Source organism: Alphaproteobacteria bacterium (assembly GCA_018063245.1).
Taxonomy (GTDB): Bacteria; Pseudomonadota; Alphaproteobacteria; order JAGPBS01; family JAGPBS01; genus JAGPBS01.
Genome location: JAGPBS010000041.1, coordinates 1 through 20207 on the forward strand (window position 1 = coordinate 1; position 20207 = coordinate 20207).

The 20207-nt window shown below is 42.4% G+C and carries 14 protein-coding genes and 1 tRNA gene; 11 read left to right on the top strand and 4 right to left on the bottom strand.

Annotated features, from left to right (window positions below; translation table 11 throughout):
* Positions 1 to 193 precede the first annotated feature (193 nt).
* From KBF71_06635 to KBF71_06680, 10 genes are all read left to right on the top strand, one after another.
* Positions 194 to 1714 (top strand): sel1 repeat family protein, encoded by a 1521-nt coding sequence (locus KBF71_06635; protein MBP9877990.1) that lies wholly within the window; start codon positions 194 to 196, stop codon positions 1712 to 1714.
* A 246-nt stretch (positions 1715 to 1960) separates the two neighbouring features.
* Complete coding sequence (locus KBF71_06640) at positions 1961 to 2371, top strand: hypothetical protein (protein MBP9877991.1); 411 nt, start codon at positions 1961 to 1963, stop codon at positions 2369 to 2371.
* A 260-nt stretch (positions 2372 to 2631) separates the two neighbouring features.
* Positions 2632 to 4269 (top strand): CTP synthase, encoded by a 1638-nt coding sequence (locus KBF71_06645; GenBank protein ID MBP9877992.1) that lies wholly within the window; start codon positions 2632 to 2634, stop codon positions 4267 to 4269.
* Positions 4270 to 4296: 27 nt separating this feature from the next.
* On the top strand, positions 4297 to 5154 hold the full coding sequence (gene kdsA, locus KBF71_06650; protein MBP9877993.1) for a 3-deoxy-8-phosphooctulonate synthase: 858 nt from the start codon (positions 4297 to 4299) through the stop codon (positions 5152 to 5154).
* A 96-nt stretch (positions 5155 to 5250) separates the two neighbouring features.
* The gene (gene eno, locus KBF71_06655; protein ID MBP9877994.1) at positions 5251 to 6504 is read left to right on the top strand and encodes a phosphopyruvate hydratase; all 1254 of its coding nucleotides are present in this window, start codon (positions 5251 to 5253) and stop codon (positions 6502 to 6504) included.
* A gap of 30 nt (positions 6505 to 6534) precedes the next feature.
* The gene (locus KBF71_06660; protein ID MBP9877995.1) at positions 6535 to 6843 is read left to right on the top strand and encodes a septum formation initiator family protein; all 309 of its coding nucleotides are present in this window, start codon (positions 6535 to 6537) and stop codon (positions 6841 to 6843) included.
* Between the two features lie 233 nt (positions 6844 to 7076).
* Entirely contained in the window at positions 7077 to 8975 is a 1899-nt protein-coding gene (locus KBF71_06665; GenBank protein ID MBP9877996.1) for a sel1 repeat family protein, read from the top strand.
* Positions 8976 to 9083: 108 nt separating this feature from the next.
* A complete protein-coding gene (locus KBF71_06670; protein ID MBP9877997.1) occupies positions 9084 to 10445 on the top strand; it encodes an SEL1-like repeat protein in 1362 nt (453 codons plus the stop codon).
* A gap of 82 nt (positions 10446 to 10527) precedes the next feature.
* Positions 10528 to 11847, top strand: coding sequence for an SEL1-like repeat protein (locus KBF71_06675; GenBank protein ID MBP9877998.1), 1320 nt, complete (start codon positions 10528 to 10530; stop codon positions 11845 to 11847).
* 88 nt (positions 11848 to 11935) lie between these two features.
* Positions 11936 to 13390: an SEL1-like repeat protein gene (locus KBF71_06680; GenBank protein MBP9877999.1), complete on the top strand. Its 1455-nt coding sequence runs from the start codon at positions 11936 to 11938 to the stop codon at positions 13388 to 13390.
* Between the two features lie 159 nt (positions 13391 to 13549).
* Here the strand turns inward: KBF71_06680 and KBF71_06685 are convergent, their stop codons facing one another.
* From KBF71_06685 to KBF71_06695, 3 genes are all read right to left on the bottom strand, one after another.
* Positions 13550 to 14263 carry a DUF2497 domain-containing protein gene (locus KBF71_06685; GenBank protein MBP9878000.1) on the bottom strand — a complete coding sequence of 238 codons (714 nt, stop codon included), beginning with the start codon at positions 14261 to 14263 and terminating at the stop codon, positions 13550 to 13552.
* Positions 14264 to 14383: 120 nt separating this feature from the next.
* Positions 14384 to 14698, bottom strand: a complete 315-nt coding sequence (locus KBF71_06690) for a rhodanese-like domain-containing protein (protein MBP9878001.1) — start codon at positions 14696 to 14698, stop codon at positions 14384 to 14386.
* 11 nt (positions 14699 to 14709) lie between these two features.
* Positions 14710 to 15390, bottom strand: coding sequence for a protein-L-isoaspartate O-methyltransferase (locus KBF71_06695; protein MBP9878002.1), 681 nt, complete (start codon positions 15388 to 15390; stop codon positions 14710 to 14712).
* A 127-nt stretch (positions 15391 to 15517) separates the two neighbouring features.
* Here KBF71_06695 and KBF71_06700 point away from each other — a divergent pair.
* A tRNA-Cys gene (locus tag KBF71_06700) sits at positions 15518 to 15591 on the top strand.
* Between the two features lie 36 nt (positions 15592 to 15627).
* On the opposite strand, the gene KBF71_06705 is transcribed toward KBF71_06700, so the two are convergent.
* Positions 15628 to 20207 (bottom strand): hypothetical protein (locus KBF71_06705; protein MBP9878003.1); only part of this gene is annotated, 4580 nt, incomplete at its 5' end.

A 20207-nucleotide genomic window follows, 5' to 3' on the forward strand; every position in this document is an offset into this window, starting at 1 on the left:
GCTTTTGTTCTTCTATCTGCTATTTATTTGTGGCTAAAGTGAATGTCGACACTACCTAGACTTAGGGGACATCGATCAAGTCACAATCCATCTGATCCAAGCAGTTCAAATCGGTGCAGTAGCTGCAGTCCTGCCATTTGTAGACTATTTGACAGAAGAGGCCCATCAAGATTTAGATAAGGCAAAAGCTTTTATGAGAGTTATCTTTGAAGGAGTCGAGAATGAGCGAACAATAGATGGCGCATCAACTCTTGATGCGATTCATGCAATGCCAAGCGCGTTTAAATTGCTCAATCAAATGGTCGATGAGGGTGATAGAGATGCTCTGTATTTCTCAGGTGCACTTGAAGATTATTTGATTCCTGCGCTCAGGGTTGAAAGGCTTAAACAAGCAGCATTAAAAGGTCATCCCTTTGCTTTTGGTGTATTGAAATCATTTTTAGGCTATTATTATCTGACAGAGCTTGCGATTGCTGAGGTGCTGTTTTATCAAAATCCCCATAATCCAGAGGTTTTTACTTATTTAAAGAAGGGCGTTTTGGCATTTAATTCTGATGCGATTGACTTATTCTTGAAGGTGAAGGCAAGTGCAAAAGAGCTCCCTCCTGCTGGTCAGCTATTACTGGGTGTCTTGTTGATTCGAGGGTTTTATGTTGAGCATGATATATTCGGAATTAATTTATTAAGATTGGCTGCAGAAAACGGAGAGCATACCGCATCTCTTATTCTCGCTGAAGCCTACGGTTTTGGGTTCTTCCATTTTGATGGTGTTAAAATCGAAATTCTAGAAGATAGGCCTGCGGCTTTGACTTATTTGAATATGATTATTGGAAACGCAAGGCTACCGCTTGAGATGCAAGCAGAAGCTCATCGTGTCCGTGGGATGATTGCTTATACAGAAGAGCCAGAGACAAGAGATTTCGAAGTAGCGTTTCACAACTTTCGGATTGCAACGCATTTGGGGTCTGCAAAGGGTGAATATCTTTTAGGTCTTTGTTATTTGAGAGGAGATGGCATTCCAACTGATCCAGCACAAGGGTATATACACACAGCAAATGCTGCGCGTAAAGGCTCGAAAGAAGCAGTAGAATGGCTTATAGGTATAGCAGAGAGCGATAATAATCCTGGGGCTCAATTTGATTTAGGTCAGATTTTTACGACGCTTGAAGAGTATGATGCAGCCCTCCACTTTTATCAAATGGCGGCTGATCAGGGTTTCCCAAGAGCTTATGTGATGATGGCACAGATTTATGAAACACTTGAGGATGTTGATAAAGTGATGCCGCTTTATGAAAGAGCGGCAGATGAGCACTATTTGCCTGCGATGGAGCATGTGGCTGAATATTATTTCACAGGCTCAGAGGATGAGGAGCCGAATTATCATAAGGCCTATTTGCAATATCGCTTCTTATCGCTGAATCCTGAATTATCACCTGAGTATAGTTATCGCCTAGGATCTATATTGTTTCATGGTCTGGGACATGTGCTTAATGGAGTGCCTCGATACGCTGATGCTTTGCCTGCTTATAAAAGAGCTGCAAAAAGAGGACATGCTGCTGCACAATTTATGCTTGGTAGAATATACGATGAGGGGCATGGTACTGAGCGTGATCGTGAAAAAGCACTGAAATATTTAAGGCGTGCTGCAGAGCAAGGCCATGAAGAGGCGAGGATTCTATTGAACTTATTGACTCAACCGTGTCCTCCTGCTTAATTTTGATGCGCTCATCATTTTAGTTTAAAATGGGGCATGTCACCTTTATGATGGATAATGAGTGATTAAACATAATAAGGCAAAATTTCTTAAGTCGTCATTCAGAGCCACCTCCATAAGAGGTGGCGTGGAATCTCTCAAAAGTATCAAGTAACACTGCACTTATTTGTTCGCTCTGAGAGACTCCACGGGCTCTCATGAGAGAGCCCTCTGAGTGACGGTGGTAGAAAAATAAAGAGGTGGCCAATGGCAAGCTATTATTTAGTCGAACGCATTGAAGAGGCTTTTGAGCTTTCACAGGGCAATGCCTTAAGAGCAAGGCGCCTGATTGAAGAATGGTCGCGAACCGATCATAGATTGTTACATGAATTGGTTGAGCCTTATCTTGCTTCTATTATCGGAAAGCACATTCAGCCTTTTGCCTCAACGGCAACAAAGCCGCTCTCGGCGTCTAAAAAGGCAGCAAAGCCAAAGAAATTGACCGATGATCAATTATCGCTTTTATTACAGCGTTTGGATTCCCCTATTCAAGCGGAGGCTGGCTCAAAGGAAATTGATGTTTCGAAAAGTGCGAAGAAAATCAAGCCGATGGAATGGGGGGCTTATAAGAAGATCGGGCCGAACCGGACAAGCCATAGCGATCCTAAAAAGGGGTGAGGGAGTGTGGGATGTACTCACGTTCGTCATCGCGAGGCGCGACTTGTCGTGACGTGGCGATCTCCTTTTTAAGGCTATGAGATTGCCACGTCAGCCTTCGGCTTCCTCGCAATGACGTTTTTTCTTAAGTCTCCTTTCTGAAAAAAATGATTTTATTGTTAAAATTGGTTTAAAGAGATTCCCCTTTTGGGTGATTTGGTATATATTGACACAAAGAATTTATAAGATGAAGTGTTAGAGTTGCGTGAGGAGTTATCAAAATGACGAATAGTCCCAAATATATTTTTATTACAGGTGGTGTGTTATCTTCCCTCGGAAAAGGTTTGGCATCAGCAGCGTTAGGCGCTGTTTTACAAGAACGCGGATTTAAAGTCAGACTCAGAAAATTAGATCCCTACTTGAATGTTGATCCGGGAACCATGAGCCCTTACCAGCATGGTGAAGTTTATGTAACAGACGATGGCGCTGAAACAGATCTTGATTTAGGGCACTATGAGCGCTTTACTGGCGTTTCAGCACGTAAATCTGACAATATCACAACAGGTCGTATTTATGCAGAAGTGATTGCAAAAGAACGTCGTGGTGAGTATTTAGGCGCAACAGTTCAGGTCATTCCTCATATTACGGATGAAATTAAAGACTTTATTCGCTCTGACATTACGGATGAAGACTTTATTCTCTGTGAGATAGGCGGAACAGTTGGCGATATTGAAAGCCTTCCTTTCTTAGAAGCGATCCGTCAATTTAGCAATGAAGTGGGGCATGAAAACTCAATGTTCATCCACTTAACATTGCTTCCATACATTGCAACAGCCGGTGAGCTGAAAACAAAACCAACCCAGCATTCAGTCAAAGAGCTATTGTCTTTAGGAATTCAACCACATATTCTACTGTGCCGCAGTGATAGAGCCATTCCAGAAGGTGAGCGTCAGAAGATTGCTCTTTTCTGTAATGTGCGTCCTGAGCGTGTGATTGAAGCGCGCGATGTGGATAATATTTACAAGGTTCCAAAAAATTACCATATCCGTGGATTTGATGAACAAGTCTTAGGCCATTTCCATATGAAATCTCGCAGAGAGCCAAATTTTGCAAGATGGGATGAGATCGTTGATCGTACGAGCAATCCTAGGAATCAAGTTACAATCGGTGTGGTTGGTAAATATGTTGGGATGAAGGATGCTTACAAGTCTCTGGTTGAAGCATTGAGCCATGGCGGTATTCAAAATCATGCCCATGTAGAGCTCAAATGGATTGATTCTGAAGAAGTAACCCGTGAGAATGTCAAAGAAATGTGCCAGGGCGTTGATGGTATTTTGGTTCCCGGTGGGTTTGGAGAGCGTGGCGCTGATGGAAAGATTCGCGTGGCGCAATATGCCCGTGAGAATAAGATTCCTTATTTTGGTATTTGCTTTGGCCTTCAGATGGCGGTTATTGAAGCCGCACGCAATTTAGGGAATATGCCATCAGCCAATTCAAGTGAGTTCCAAGATGATCTAGTGAACCCAATCGTAGGTCTCATGACAGAATGGGAAAAAGAAGGCAAGATCGAAAAGCGGACCAAAGACTCTGATATGGGCGGGACAATGCGTTTGGGTCAATATGAATGTGCTCTTTTAAAGGGCAGTAAGGTTCGTGAGATCTATGGTCAAGATGTGATTTTTGAAAGACATCGTCATCGTTATGAAGTGAACTTAGATTTAGTCAAAAAATTAAATATTCCGAATCTCGTGATTTCAGGTCTTTCTCCTGATGGACTTCTGCCTGAAATTATGGAATATTCTGATCATCCATGGTTTATTGGGGTTCAGTTCCACCCAGAATTAAAATCAAGACCTTTTGAAGTGCATCCACTCTTTGGATCTTTCATTAAGGCATCTCTTGATCATGCAAAACAGTAAGTTCGAAGAATAGGAGATTCTCTCATGATGAAACGTGTAAAAGTTGGTTCCTTCTCAATTGCGAATGATTTGCCATTGGCGCTAATGGCTGGGCCTTGCGTGCTTGAATCACGCCAACATGCTCATGATATGATGGGTAAATTGGTTGAGATGACAAGTGAGTTTGGCATTCCCTTTATTTATAAGACATCTTTTGATAAAGCAAACAGAACATCTATCAAAAGTTCAAGAGGTCTTGGTCTTGATGAAGCACTTGATATTTTTGATGAATTGAAAAAATCTCATCATGTGCCAATTATGACAGACGTGCATTTGCCTGATCAATGTGCGGAAGTGGCAAAAGTTGTTGATGTGCTCCAAATTCCTGCCTTTTTGTGCCGTCAGACAGATTTGCTATTAGCAGCAGCTGGAACAGGCAAAGCCATTAACGTTAAAAAAGGACAGTTTTTAGCGCCTTGGGACATGCAGCAAGTGATTACAAAGATTGCAGATTCAGGAAATCAGAATGTCATGGTTTGTGAGAGAGGGAGCAGTTTCGGCTACAATACGCTTGTGACCGATATGCGCTCATTGCCAATTATGGAAGAGTTTGGTTATCCGGTTGTTTTTGATGCAACACACTCTGTGCAACAGCCAGGAGGACAAGGAACGAGCTCAGGTGGAGAAAGACGCTTTGCGCCAGTGCTCGCCAGAGCCGCAGTTGCCGTTGGGGTTGCTGCTGTTTTCATTGAAACTCACCAAGATCCAGATAAAGCCCCAAGTGACGGTCCGAACATGATCCCACTTCATGAGATGCCTTACCTGATTGAAACGCTCCTCAAGATCGATATGATCTCAAAAGAGATGAAAACAGGTCGCAAGGATACAATGTCAAAGGCTATATAAATCTTTGGGTAAGGACGTTCTTTAACAATTCAGTGACACATGCTCTATAAGATTGTGTCAGACAAAAGATAAAAAAAGAAAATCAGGGGAAGTAAAATGTCAGATATTATGAGCGTGTTTGGACGAGAAGTTCTAGACAGTCGAGGCAATCCAACAGTTGAAGTTGAAGTTGTCACCGAAGATGGCTCAATGGGACGTGCAATGGTTCCCTCTGGCGCATCGACAGGGGCTCATGAAGCTGCTGAATTGCGCGATGGCGATAAAAAGAGATTTCATGGTAAAGGCGTTTTAAAAGCCGTTGAATCTGTGAATGGTGAAATCGCTGATCTTTTATCTGGCATGAATGCGCTTGAGCAAAATCAGATCGATGAGATGATGTGCGCTCTTGATGGCACAGAAAATAAATCACGCCTTGGTGCAAATGCAATTTTGGGTGTGAGCCTTGCTTGCGCGCGCGCTGCTGCTGATTCAATTTCATTGCCGCTCTATCGTTATATTGGCGGCGTCTTAGCTCGTCGTTTGCCTGTGCCGATGATGAATATTCTGAATGGAGGCGCTCATGCAGATAACCCAATTGATATTCAAGAATTTATGATTATGCCAATTTCATGTGAGCGTATGACAGATGCTGTGCGTGTTGGCTCAGAGATCTTTCACTCTTTAAAAGCTGAACTGAAAAAAGCAGGTTACTCAACAAATGTTGGTGATGAAGGTGGTTTTGCGCCATCATTGCCCAATACAGAATCTGCACTTGATATGATCATGAAGGGTATTGAAGCTGCAGGCTATAAGCCAGGTGAAGATGTTGCTTTAGCGCTCGATGTTGCAGCAACTGAGTTTTACAAGAATGGGAAGTATCACCTTTCAGGTCTCAATAAGCCATATGGATCAGAGGAGATGGTTGCTTTTTATGAGCGCCTTTTGAAGTCTTATCCTATTGTGTCGATCGAAGATGGAATGGCTGAAGATGATTGGGATGGCTGGCAAGCCATGACCGAAGCCTTTGGCGAAGATGTGCAATTGGTCGGCGATGATTTATTTGTGACCAATACGAATCGGATTGCGATGGGAATTGAACGCGGCGTTGCCAATTCAGTTTTGATTAAGCCGAACCAAATTGGAACTTTGACTGAAACATTGCTTGCGGTTGAGATGGCGCATCGTAGTGGATATTCCACCATTATGTCACATCGTTCAGGTGAAACAGAAGATCATTACATTGCAGATTTGGCTGTTGCCATGAATTGTGGTCAGATCAAAACAGGTTCATTGGCAAGATCAGATCGGATTGCCAAATATAATCAATTGATTCGCATTGAAGAAGAATTGGGAACAGCTGCTGTTCTGTAAGAGCTAAGAAAAATCAGGGAGATTGAGTCAATGAATAGACGCAGGCGCAGTGGGTCCTTTGGTTTTTTCTTTTTTATATGTCTTTTCCTCTTTTTCTATTTTGGCTTTTATGCTCTATGGGGTCCCAGAGGCTATTTGAATTATCGTGAGAGGCTTGCTGAGGTTGAAGTCTTAGAGCAAGAGCATGATCATCTTGTTTTTAAAAGAGAAAAGCTTGAAAGGCGCGTGACTGCCTTGTCATCAAAGTCACTTGATCTTGATATGCTAGAAGAGCGTGCAAGACTCATGCTGAACTATAGTTATGAGAATGACTATGTCATTTATGGTGATTTGGATTAGGTTGCGTTTGGATTTTGGCGCTGTCCTAATACGTCACTCAGAGGGCCGTAAGGCCCGTGGAGTCTCTACAATTTAAAAATGAGCATTGAGATAGATTGTTGGTCTGATGAGATTCCACGCCACCTCTTAATGAGGTGGCTCTGAATGACGGGCTCTAGATATTCCTAAATTTTCATTTGATATTTATTGAGACACATGTTAGTTGTTACTCAACTTATATAAGGGGAGATTCAATGACTGGGCTAATAAATCATTTTCCAAGAGTAGAAAATTATGATCCAAAGACACAGATCTTAAGAAATCATCACACCTTCGTTATGGATTTAACGAACATGGAAGGCCGCATTTTAAGCACATTAAAGCTGCCAGAAAAATCCATTCTGGTTGAAAAAGGTGTTGTTCAATTAAGAGCTGGTTACTCTTACCCAGATCATTTAGATCTGATCTCTCTGCCTTTGAAACAGAGACATTCTTTATATAAGCATGATATTTCTGTTTTAACGGGGCTGACTCTGAAAGCTGAAGGGGGAGATTGGAAAGCTCAAGATGAGTTAGGGTCTTATTATTATGCTCATTTTGAGTCTGCAGAGGATATAAGTCGATCTCTGGATATGTATAAAAGATCAGCAGATCAAGGAAGCATTGATGCTTTAGATGCCTATGTTATGCTTGTGTTGAGTTGTAAGAGACTTCAAATGATGAAAGCTTCTGGTTCTAAGACTGAATTAGAGCCAGATTGTATAAAATTATCGAATTGTGTAGAGGGAGTGATGACACCCTCATATGAGGAGATCATTCCTCACATGACACGTTTAATGAATCAGGGTTATGGCGCCTATCATCAACAGATCGCCTTTTTGTATGATAAGGGTTGGGGGGTAGAGCGTGATGAATTTTTGGCATTGGTGCATTATATGTATTCACTTGCTTTTGTTGCCGCAGAGGAAGTCGATGCTCTGTTTGATGCTGAAGAAGAGTTTCAAGAGAGGCTCGTTACAACTTATTTGAAATTTTTTGATGATGAGCGTGAGGAAGAGTGGTTGCTCATTGATTATATTCAAGGATTTCAAAATGATGCGCTTCATGTTGATTATAAAGATTTGCTTGTTGAAGGGTTTGATTTTGAAAAGTTAGAGTTGCCTGAAAAAGTGCTTGTTACTTTTGTAATGACCTGTCTTAGGCAGCATGAAATTAGTTTTGAGTGGTTTCAAAAGATCTCTGAGGTAAGAAAGCATCCCTATATTCATTTAATGATGGGCGTGCACTTTGGGCAGTCAAAAGATGAGGTTATTCCTGCATTGGCTCATTCTTATTTTACCCATTTCCCGGATGAGGAGAATCTTTTTAATCTCACTCAATTGGCAGAAAATTTGAACAGACTCTCTGGTCCTGAGAGTGCCGTTCCTTATTTTGAGCGAGCAGCCGCGGTAGGATCGCAATTTGCTCAGCGTAGATTGACCGAGATTTACCGGAAGATAGGCGGGCAGGCTAACTACGGAATAGCCTTCAGTCATCTTAGCCGCCTTTCGATGGTTACGAATCCTGAAATGATTTACCTCCGGGGTAAGATGATTTTGAAAGGTCAAGGAACAGAGCAGGATGGAACTCAAGCGATGCAACTGATCCAAGAGGCAGCAGCTCTTGGAGATACAAAGGCGCAATATAGATTAGGAGATCTTTATAGGCAGCAAAATAATATTGATATGATGATCTATTGGTGGCTTAAGGCAGGTCTTGCGGGCCATAGGCTTGCAGCGCTGAGGTCTGGGTTATTTTTTCTTGCGCGTCTTGATCTAGAAAAAAGGGATGCATTGCTCGCAAGAATGAGTTTTGAGAGGGGATTTATAGAACCAGACCAAAAAATGCAAACCTTGTTGGATTTAGGCCTGAGGTCTGTCTTGTACTCCTGTGAATCGACTATAAATGAAAAGTCATTAGATGATCGAACAAGGGCTTTGATTGAGCTAACGGTTGCAGATATATATTATTTTATGGGGAAAATTTATAACAAAAGTGCTTTTCTGGATGAGGCTTTGATGCATTACGAAAAATCAAAAGCGCTTGGCAATCTAGATAATCTGTCATTTTTGGAAGAATGTCAGAGTTTGAAAAATGAGATGCTGGTAAAATAATAGTATTTATTTGATATTTGTTTGTTTTTCTGTTGTGTTTTATACTAAAAAAGTGTTTAATATAATTAATTGACTTTTTTATTTTATTTTTATAAAAAGGAATTAATTATGACATTAACATCTTTATCAGCACAGCGTCCTCCTGTCGACTATATCGTCCTGCCGACTTTCCTGTGCGCTCCTAATCCTTCATCGGAAGCTCAACCAGTCGAGGCTCATCTGAATGTCGAAAAACGAACAAACCCATTTGAGGTTGTGGAGAGTGTAACACTTTTAGAAAGTCGTACGACTGTCTATGCGGACAGAAGAGCGCAGCTTGAAATTGCGTTCGATTGTTGTGATATAAATAACCCAATGGTTGATTTAAACAAGGGAATCGGGCTTTTGAAAAATCTAGCTCTGCAAGGTGAGAGCCAGGCATCAATGAAGCTCGGGCTCATTTACAGGCAAATGGAAGTCTCGGGCAAGAATTTGGTGAATGCTCTATTTTGGTTTCAGTATACAATGCGCATTAATCCTTTGCTTGACAGAGAATGCACAGAGGTTTGTCTTGAACTTTACCAGGAAATTGCCACGAAATATTGGGATGGAGAAAGCTCATTAAAATATTTATCCAGATTAGCGAACCAGAAGACGCCACTTGCTCAATATCTTTTAGCTTTTATTTATGATAAGGCAAAGCTTTTTAACATTCCGCCAAAGCCCCAAAAAGCCTTACGTTGGTATGAAGAATATGCCAAAGAAATGCAGCATGCTGATCTTTATTTCGATCTAGGCCGCAGGTATGTAAGTGGTGAGGGATGTTCAAAATCTGTTCACAAAGCGATTCGTTGTTTTGAGCAGGCAGAGTTGCTAGGGCATGAGCGAGCTCGTATTGAATTAGGCCTGATTTATTTTAATAATAAAAAGGAAAGAATGACAATGGCTCTTGGTTATTTGAATACAGAGCTTGATAAAAATGATCCTAGAGTCTTTTTTGCTTTCGGAGATATATATTTTATCGGTTTAGGGGTTGAAAAAGATAGGAGTAAAGCGATTGCTTATTATGAAGATGCTGCAAATAAAGGGCACGTAAAGGCGCAAACAAAATTGGGATGTGTGTATGCGGGAGATTTCGGTGGACCAGAAAATCTTCGTCAGGCAAGACATTGGTTTAAAGAAGCCGTAAAAGAAAACGACTGTTTGGCTCTCTATAAATTAGGTATTTTTTATTATAGTGGAAAAGGAGTCATAGACATTGATCTACTAAAAGCTTTCGACTATTTGTTCAGGCTTTCTAGTCATATTACAGATGAGTTCAGAGACGATTATCCTAAAATGACGGCTCATTTTGAATATGTGTTGGGCTTAATGTATTTTGAAGGTAGAGGAACAAATCAAAACCAAGATGAAGGTCTCAAGTGGTTTAGAAAAGCAAGCTCTCATGGACAGCGGCAGGCTAAAAATTATTTAAAGAGCCTTAAATTTTGAGGTTTATCCTCAAGTCATGATGATAGAATTGAGAAACGCTGATTTCTGTTGTATTCTTCTGTGAATAGGAAGAGGAATTGAGATGTCATCAGTAGAGAATCAATCTTACTCAGATTCAGAGGTTTATTCCCCAACGCAAACGACTAGCTCTTCGGATACCAGTTTTTCTGACGGGACTGACTTACTGATGAACAGGCGGACGAGTTCGTCTGAGCTTATTGAAACTGATTCAATCTCTCTTTCAAGCAGAGAATCTTCTTTTTTAGATGAAGATAATCCAAAAGCTGATTTGCAAGAGCTTATATCTCTCTTGAAGAAAGCTGCATTTGCGGGCGAGAGTATGGCTTCATTAAGACTCGGGCAAATTTATCAGAATATGGATGGAGCAGATAGAAGTGATATTTATGCTCTGTTTTGGTTCCAGCATGCAATGAGGATAAATCCTGAGCTGAGGTATGAGTATCGGGATGTTTGCACAAAGATCCGCCGTCAAATTGCAGACAGAATGTGCAATGGTATCGATTCATTTCAATCCTATTTAGACTTAGCAAAACAGAAAATCCCTATCGGGCGATATCTTGTTGGCCTTTCTTATGAAATGGGTTTATTTGAAGGTGTGCAAGTCAATTCTAAGAAAGCTTTTTCTTGTTATAAAAAACTGGGTCACGCTCTTAAAGAGGCTGATCTGTTTTTTGATTTAGGAAGACGGTATTTGAAGGGGATTGGCTGTAAGCAATCAGTTCGGAAAGCAATCTCCTGCTTTAAAGAAGCAGAAAACCTGAAACACGAGAGCGCCCGTGTTGAACTTGGTTTGATTTATTATCAAAAAGGAAATTACACACGCGCTATTGGTTATCTAGGTACTGAAGTTGACAAAGAAGATTCCAGAGTTCCCTTCACGATAGCTGAGATGTATTATGCGGGTTTGGGGTTTCCGAAAGATTATGGCAAAGCCATGGTTTATTATGAAAATGCCGCTCATGCTGATCATGTAGAATCACAAGTCATTTTGGGACGCATGTATGCAGGAGAATTTGGCGCTAAAGAAGATTTTACGCGCGCTTTTTTTTGGTTTACGAAGGCCGCAGAGCAGTTTGATATTGTTGCTCAATATAAATTAGCTGTTCTGTTTTATAACGGGCAGGGAGTCAAACAGAGCTTTTCAGAGGCCTTTAGGTTGTTATTCAGCCTTGCAAAACAGATAAATGTTGTGGGGAAAAAGGATTTAGCAGCGATTGATTTCGAGATAAAATCGAGTGTTGAATTTGTGTTAGGGCGTATGTATTTTGAAGGAAAAGGAGTCAGGCAAAGTCAAGATGAGGGTATAAAATGGCTTGCACAGGCAAGTGCTAAAGGGAATCGCTCGGCCCAATCCTACGCACGTAAAAAAGGAATGGCGTGATTCATTTAATTGCCTTGAAATAATTTTCTGATAATACTAGATTGAAGCTGAATCTGCCCATTTCACTAATTATATAGGAGTCTAAATTATGATGCATGTTACCTCTTCAAGTTCTTCAGAAACAACACTGGTCCCAGAGGTTAATGATAATCGCTCTGTATCAGGAGAAGAGGGGGTAAGAAGAAATCGCTCAGGCAGTGCTGATGACCTTGTTCCTGTTCAACGACTCTCGATCCATGAAAGAGAAGCTCTTATACTGACAAATTTGTTAGAACAGGCCGAAGCAGGTGATGCAGAAGCACAGTTTGAGCTTGCGGATAAATATTATAGTTGCCCTGAAGAAGAAAGAGATTATAAGCTTGCTCAAAAATGGTTTCGGGCCGCTGCAACGCAAAATCATAGTAGAGCACACTTGAAATTGGGTGAGCTTCATTTTGAACGTGCAAATTATGTGAAAGCAATGAAACATTTTAAGGGTGCATCTCAGTTCGGAGAGGTCACCTCTCGTTTAAAAATTGCTGAAATGTATGAGAGTGGTCTTGGCGTAAAAAGAAGCTATATCCAGGCTATTTTGTGGCTATTAAAGGCATCAGCCAGAAATCCTGCTTGTTATGATCCTGTTATTGATCAACAAAAAACAGAGGCTTTGCATCGTATTGAAGGTGCAATTAAAGCTCAACTTTTACAGGGTGATGATTCGGAGAAAAACCTATTACGCCATGCAAGAAAAGGCTCTCTTGAGGCTCAGTATCTTTTGGTATGGCATTACCGAATCGTTTTGAAGCCTAAAAAAGACCTGAGATGGCTCGAGAAAATTGCCGATAAGACCCAAGATCCTTCTATTTATATGGATCTCGCTGAAATTTACTTTAAAGGAGATTGTGTTAAACAAGATCAAAAAAAAGGAATGCTCTATTTAAAAAAGGCTGTAGACCTAGAGCATGTCGATGCATATGTGATGTTCGCTCAGATTCTTAGATCTAAAGGCGTGTTAACGGAGGCTCATCGTTATTATTTACTTGCAGCGGAACGCGGAGACAGAGAGGCTCAAAGCGAAATTGGCTTTATTTATGCCAATGGAGTCGGTATTCCTCGAGACTTAGAAAAGGCTCTTATTTGGATTCGGAAATCTGCTCAGCAAGGTTATGCGCCTGCTCAGCATAATTTAGGTGAGCTTTATGAGGGAGATCGAGGCATTCCAGCCGATTTAGTTGAGGCGCGCAAGTGGTATCTGAGTGCAGCCGAGCAAAATTTTGCACCATCAATGGCATGTTTGGCAGTTTGCTTTTATCAAGGTAAAGGCGGTTCTGTTGATCAAGCTGAGGCTCTCAAATATTACAAGCTTGTTTGTGAGTATGGTTTGGAGCGCAATAGTCAGATCGAAATTGAGAATGTCGCAAGTGCGCATTATATGGTTGGCCGCATGTTATTTGCAGGCCAAGGTGCGCCTATGAATGAGGCGGAGGGCCTCAAATATATCAAAAAATCACGTCAGTTAGGGTACCAAAGCGCCCATGATTTTTTGGTAGAAAAAGGATTGTAAAATGTGGTGTAAAAAGTTGCTTATCTATGTCGAAATAAGTTCGGCATGAGAAGATTGGGGTTTAATTTTTCAATTCGTTACCTATGTCTCCGGTCTGTACACCTTCGCAGGTGTGACAAGGAAGGGAGCAGGGAATCACTGTGTGACAAAGGAGAGGTGTTACTGTGTGATTTTTTCGATCTCTTTGCGGACCATTTTCAGAACCATGCGCGGTAGATTTTCATCGAGCCATTCTTTGAGCATTGGACGTAAGAGTTCTTTCACAACGCCTTCGAGCGTGTTTTCTTTATTGCCAAGTAAATTGATTTTGAGAGCCAGATCATGAAAGGCTTTGCCGGCAACTTCAGCTGATTGTTCTGATAGAAGAGGAGGCTCTTCAATGAGATCGATCTCTGCATCTAAGGAGTCATTTTTTTGTGCGACAATAGGTGCAGTTTCTGCTTGAATTGCAGGTGTTGTAGAGTTTGTCTCTGGTTTGGCTGCGATCTCAGGAACCACAATTGGCTCAGGAGTAACTGCCGTAGCAACAGGTGCTGGCGTAGGGACAGATGTTGGTTCTGGAGCAATAGGTGCAGTAGCAACGGGCTCTGGTGTTGGTGCGGTAGCAGCAGCGGGTTCGTTTGGAATTTCAGGCGCTTTGATAGCCGTTTCTGTGACGGCAGCAATGGTTTGTTCTTCAGCAGGAGAGATCAATTGGCCTTCTGTCAGATCAATGACATCTTCTTCAGCCAGAGTGGTTGCTCCTTCTGCAGTTGCTGCGGCGGGATCTTCCTCTTCTTCTGTGATGATTTTACGGATCGAAGCAAGAATCTCTTCCATCGAAGGTTCTTCTTGATTCCCTGTATCTAAAACTTCTGCAGCTTGTTCAGCCATTCTACCATCCTTAGAGCTTATACCAATCAGCATTTTAAAATTCTACTGCTTCGCTTCTTCATAGCTTACAAAAATTTTACAGATGAAAAAAGGACTTTTCGTTAACAGAGGCAAAATTATTTATTTTGGAATCTGCATGCCTGCAGAAAGCCAGTTATCTAAGCCACCTTCAAGGTTTAATGTATCAAAACCAATTGCTAATAAGAACTCTGACGCCTTGGCGCTTCGAATGCCTTTTGCACAAATGGTGATTAATGTTTTGTCTTGTCCGAGTTCGCCAACATTCTCTACGAGTTGGTCAAGAGGAATATTGATCGTTCCAGGTAAGTGAAAGTCTTCATATTCAGCGGGTGAGCGGACATCAATGTAATCATATTCGCTGTTAGGGCTTGAAAGAAGCTCATGTAAATCTTGTGGAGAAATGGTTTTGATCATCTTGTGACTTTCTATGCAGCAAAAGAAAATGATTTTGCTTTTTCAAAACCTGGGAGAATGATGGCCTCTGTTTCAAAAAGAGGAAGGCTTGAGAGATTATCACCATTTTTTTGATAAAGAGTTCCTTGGCAGAATTGATTTTTCTTTTGAAACAGGGTGATGAGGCGAGCGCCTTCGCCGAGTTGACTTGTGATGGTCTCTGGCAGTTCAGCAATAGCACCATCAATTAAAATGAGGTCGTAAGGTCCATGTTTTGGGCCGCCTTCAGTTAAGGGTGCTGTATGAAAACAGATATTGTGCAGTCCTGTTTTTTTAAGCGCTGTTGTAGCATGTGCGCTGAGGTCTTTATCATTTTCAAGAGCATGCACTTCTGTTGTGAGATGAGCAAGAATGGCAGCGCTATAGCCAGAAGCTGAGCCAATCACAAGCGCTTTATCAGTCTTTTGTGGGCTGGCCACTTGAATGAGTTTGGCCAAATTCATGGGCTCCATGAGTTGTCTGGTTGCGCTGAGCGCTATTTTAGATTCGCAATAGGCTTGTTTTTTATGGCCTGCAGGTACAAAATTTTCACGCGCAATTGTTGAAAAAGCTTCAAGAACGGCAGGGCTGATGATTTTATTTGGCTTCAACTGCCCTTCAATCATGTTAAGGCGCTGTGTTTGAAAGCTATGTTCGGAGATATGATTTTGCATGAGGTTGTCCTGTCAATGAGTTTGATTCATTGTACTCCATTTAAGAGTGAAACGAAATATTTTTTCTTTTCTCTTGACGCAAAGGACTTTAGACGATATTTATATAGGACATATTTCACATATGAATGGCGCGATGGCAGATTGGTTATGTAGCGGACTGCAAATCCGTTTAGTCCGGTTCGATTCCGGATCGTGCCTCCAACATAAGTTCCTCATTTATCCACATTATAGCAAGTCTTAATTCTTATCGAGATCCTTTAAGAGGTTATCGATATCTTCCATTTCATCTTCGCTGACTTCACCACTTGGCACTTCACTATCTTCTGGATCGCTTGCGAGCTCTTCCAAAAGCTGTCTTTCTTCATCACTAAAGCGAGATTTTTTGGTTTCAGATGTTGAAACTTCTGGTGGTGTGCTTGGCTCGACTTGAGGTGGTTTCTCCATTCTACCTACTTTTCTTGGATCAAGCGTGATTGTGCCTGAAGGCAGCGATTTCGCTAAATCTTCTAGGATTCTGAGTTGTTCTTCTACAGAAGTAGGCTGAGGATTATGACGAACTGATTTGACGAGATCTGATGCTTCGAACAGCAGTGCATCAAGTTCTTGCTGTTCAGTCGGGCGTATGTTATCAAGCATTTGATCTATTGCAGGGGTGCTTAATGGTTTTTTCCCTTCTTCTGCTTCCTCATTGATTTGTTCTGATAAATCCACAAACTTTTTCTCAAGTTCCTTGATGGTTTTTTTTAAGACCTTTTGTTTATCTTCAAGCTCTTGAGGGTTATTGATGCCTGTTGGGTCAAGTATTACTTTCTTGAGCTCTTCAGTAAGTTTTTCAAATTCACTCACAAGTGATAGAGCAACGGGATTACTCTTTGATTTCAATTTTTCAATAGATTTGAGCGTCGGTGTGACATAAAGGCTCATGATCGCTTTTTTCTGTTTTTCTATTGCTGCCGCGGCTTCAGGTCCTCCCATTATATCATTGCGAACGTTCTGTAAAAATTTCTCAAGATGCGCTTGATCTATTGGCTCATCAACAGCTTCAGACGGTCTTGTGCTTGTTGATGGTCTTTTAAGAGAATTGAGAAGGCTATCAAGAGTCTGTGTTGATGGCTCTGAGGCCAATGAAGGTCTTTCAGTGCCCGATGGCTTGCCTCTGCGACTATTGGCTAGATCATCTAATTGTGCAGTAAGTTCGTCAACTTTATTCATCATCGCATTTGGGGCGACTTGAACTGTATCTGATTCGTCTTCCACTGGTTGAGGCGCATATTTCTCTGGGTTTAAGATCTTATCACGCGTTTCTTCAATTTGATCTCGTAATAAGTCAATTTGATCGAGCATATCATCTTCATCAACGCCGCTTACTCTATTCATGTTGCGCATAATCTCTAGATGTAAATTTCCGAGATGTTCTTTGTCTTCGTGATCAGGAAGCGCATTGATTTCATGCTCAAGAGCTGCGAGTTGCTCCGCTGGTGTTTTGAGTCTTGGCGGTGCATCAGGATCGACTTCACCGATATTCACGATGTATTCTCTGATGACTGAAAGTGCACGTTCTTGATCATCATTTGATAAAAACGGATAGGTTTGTGCAACATCTCTGTAGGCGTCCATGACTTGTGCCCTTTTGGCAGGATCAGCAATACCATCAACAACTTGCTCAAGGGCATCAAATTGCTCTTGTCTTGTGCCTGTTGGCTGTGTCTGCGCTGCCTCTAACAGAAGAGCGTTGTCAATATAGGCTTCAATTAAATCAATTTCTTCATGCATATCGAGAAGATCATCAATATTATCAGGGTCAAGATGTGCAATATCTCTTGCATGTTCCTCTAGCTCTGATTCGTAATCGCTAATGAGTTCATCTCTATTCTGAATCAGATCAATTTTATTGAGGAGCATTGTTATTTTGTCAAGGAGTCCAATTTGGAGATCACTTTCAGGGGCTACAAGAGCATTCAGAACCTCATTTGATACGCGATCGATGGCTGTGCTAATGCGCCCAACCGATTGGCGTTGTGCCGCTGAAAGGCGCGGATTAGATAGGGTTTGTCTAATGACTGTTGAGACGGATCCTAACAGCCTGCTGACACGTTGAACGCTCTGACGTTTGTTTACATCATGAGATGCTTCATCTAACAGTCCGCTTACTGTAGCGCCTACACCGCCGAGTTCACCTAAAAGGTTATCAAGATCGTTCATTGCTGAAAAAGATGGTCTTGCGCTTGAGGGCCGCGCAACGGAAAGTCGTGAAGATCTTGGAACAGGGCCAAGTTCACTAAGCAAGGCATCGAGATCTTCCATGGCTGTTCGTGAAGCTCTCTGTACAAGATTAATCTGCTCTGCCGGATCAGCATTTTCAATGCCAAGCATTGCATCGATATCTGCAAAAATATCTTCTGCTGTTTCTTCTGGATTGCCAATCTCTGCTAAAATATCTTCTAATTCATTACGAGCATTTTTAACTTCTTGAACAGCAACATGTCTTTCCATCGGATGGAATGCCTCTGGCAGTCTCGGGAATGCGTACCAATTTAAGCGCTCTTTGCTTTCTGGCTGATATTTTGCAATACTATCCATATAGTCTTGAAGCAGAGCCATTTCTTCTGGTGTGTAGAGTTTTTTGATATGTTGATCCCGAAACTTTGCTAATTTTTTCATATCGTCATTGACTTCATTTTGGGCATCTGGATATAGCTTATTTTTGGCAAGCTCTGCATTGATTGATTGTTGCAGATCTTTAATCCTGTCCAGAACTGGCGTTTGCTGTATTCTTGCCTCAAGGTCTTTATCATCCAAAACAGCTCCAAGCTCAGGGCCTATTTTCGCTTGATTTTTGGCCGCTTCTATCTCCATACCGGGCACGTAGTGATGAGTTGGTTGTGTTGGATTTAACAGACGTTGCTTTTGCAGTCTTTCTTCCTCAAGTGCTTTTGTTTCAGCTGATTTGAAACGATCAGGCAAGGCTGGTGGTTTGACTGGCACAGAGCCTGTAGCCAATTCACCTTGATATTTCAGTAGAGCTATCATCAGATCGTTCAGATCACTCATATCATCTGGTGATGTTTCACCCAGCGTATAAAGGAGAAGTTCCGTGTCGTACGATTCGAGTGTCTTCATTGCGGATTCAATAGTATGAATCTGCTGTTCGAGGAGATATCTGTGATTTTCATTCGATGATCTCAAGATAGTGCCTCGTTTTTGCTCGATTATGTCAGAGAGCTGGGCTCGAACCTCTGTCATGACGGTCGAGATTTTTTTGAGTTTCTGAACGATGCGCTCTTCATACTTCTCGCGGTCGACAGACTTTGCTTGGAGCGCTCCCAAGAATTGGTCTTTGGGGCGAGATGCGCGTGCTGGCGGTTTTTTAAGTCTTTGTTGTGCGGATGCCAATTGACCAGGAGTGATCAGAGGCTTTCCTTGTTTTTCAACTGGTTTAGGGACTTTCTTTAACTCATTGAGAGTATTCATTAAAAGACTTGGTCTGATGGCTGGTTTCTTTTTACCCGCAGCTTCAGCAGCATTGAATCTGGCGGCACGGCTTTCTCTGAGTGTGTCTCCACCAAGACGCATTTGATTGCGTTTTGCTTCAATTTGTGCAGCCAACTGCTCCATTTCACGCTTTAATTGAACGCGAGATCTCCTTGGATTAGGTAAATTCGGTGGCGTTGGGATAAGAGGGCGGCTTACGCGACTCACACGGCTTTGTCTTGGTGATGGAGCTGGTGAGACGACAGGTGAAGGCTGTGTGCTGACTCTGTTTGAAGCTGATGGTCTCACTCTGAGGGGTGGCTCAGGTGAAGGGGCTGGGGATGGTCTGTTTTGAGTATCGTAAGGCTTGTCCTCCAGAGCCGCTAATTTTGCCATATATTTCTCTGTTCCAATGCCAAAGCGAGCAAGCAAAGCTTGGATTTGCTGAAATGTATCATTCAGCACTTGTTTTGCTTTTTCAAGAGCTGAGCGTTGTTCCTGCAGAACAGGATTTGGCTTTGCGGGAGAAAATGGTGGCTTTTTACTATCAACTGAGGGTTTTTGATCAGGTGCGGTCTGCTTCGCTTTTTCCTTCTCTTTTTGAATAATCTTTTCAATTTCGACAATGCGTTGTTTGGCTTCAAGATGAAGCTCCATTAGATGTCTGAGTTCTAACCTTGTGTGCATACGGAACGCTTCCAATTCCTGCGTGATTTCTGGTTTTGTAGGCCCTACAGATGGTTTTTTTGGAGGAGTTGGTTGTGGCCTGTGAACAGGTGCGCCTGGTTGAGCCGGCGGTTTTAATCCCGCTTGAGGACCAGGTTGAGCAGGTGGTTTTAACCCCGCTTGAGGGCCAGGTTGAGCAGGTGGTTTTAGTCCCGCTTGAGGGCCAGGTTGAGCCGGTGGTTTTGGTCCTGCTTGAGGACCAGGTTGAGTCGGTGGCTTTAGTCCTGCCTTTGGAGGTGCAGGATGTGGAGGTGAGACATCCGCAGGTGGCGGAGGAGGGACTTTAACGCCACCTTTTGGTGGTGCATGAGGGGCTGGTCCGCCTTTTGGGGGTGCGTGTGGAGGCTCATCCCTTGGTGGCGGAGGAGGGACTTTAACTCCACCTTTTGGCGGTGCATGAGGGGCTGGTCCGCCTTTTGGGGGTGCGTGTGGAGGCTCATCTCTTGGTGGCGGAGGAGGGACTTTAACTCCACCTTTTGGCGGTGCATGAGGAGCTGGTCCGCCTTTTGGGGGTGCGTGTGGAGGCTCATCCCTTGGTGGCGGAGGAGGGACTTTAACGCCACCTTTTGGCGGTGCATGAGGCGCTGGTCCACCTTTTGGGGGTGCGTGTGGAGGCTCAT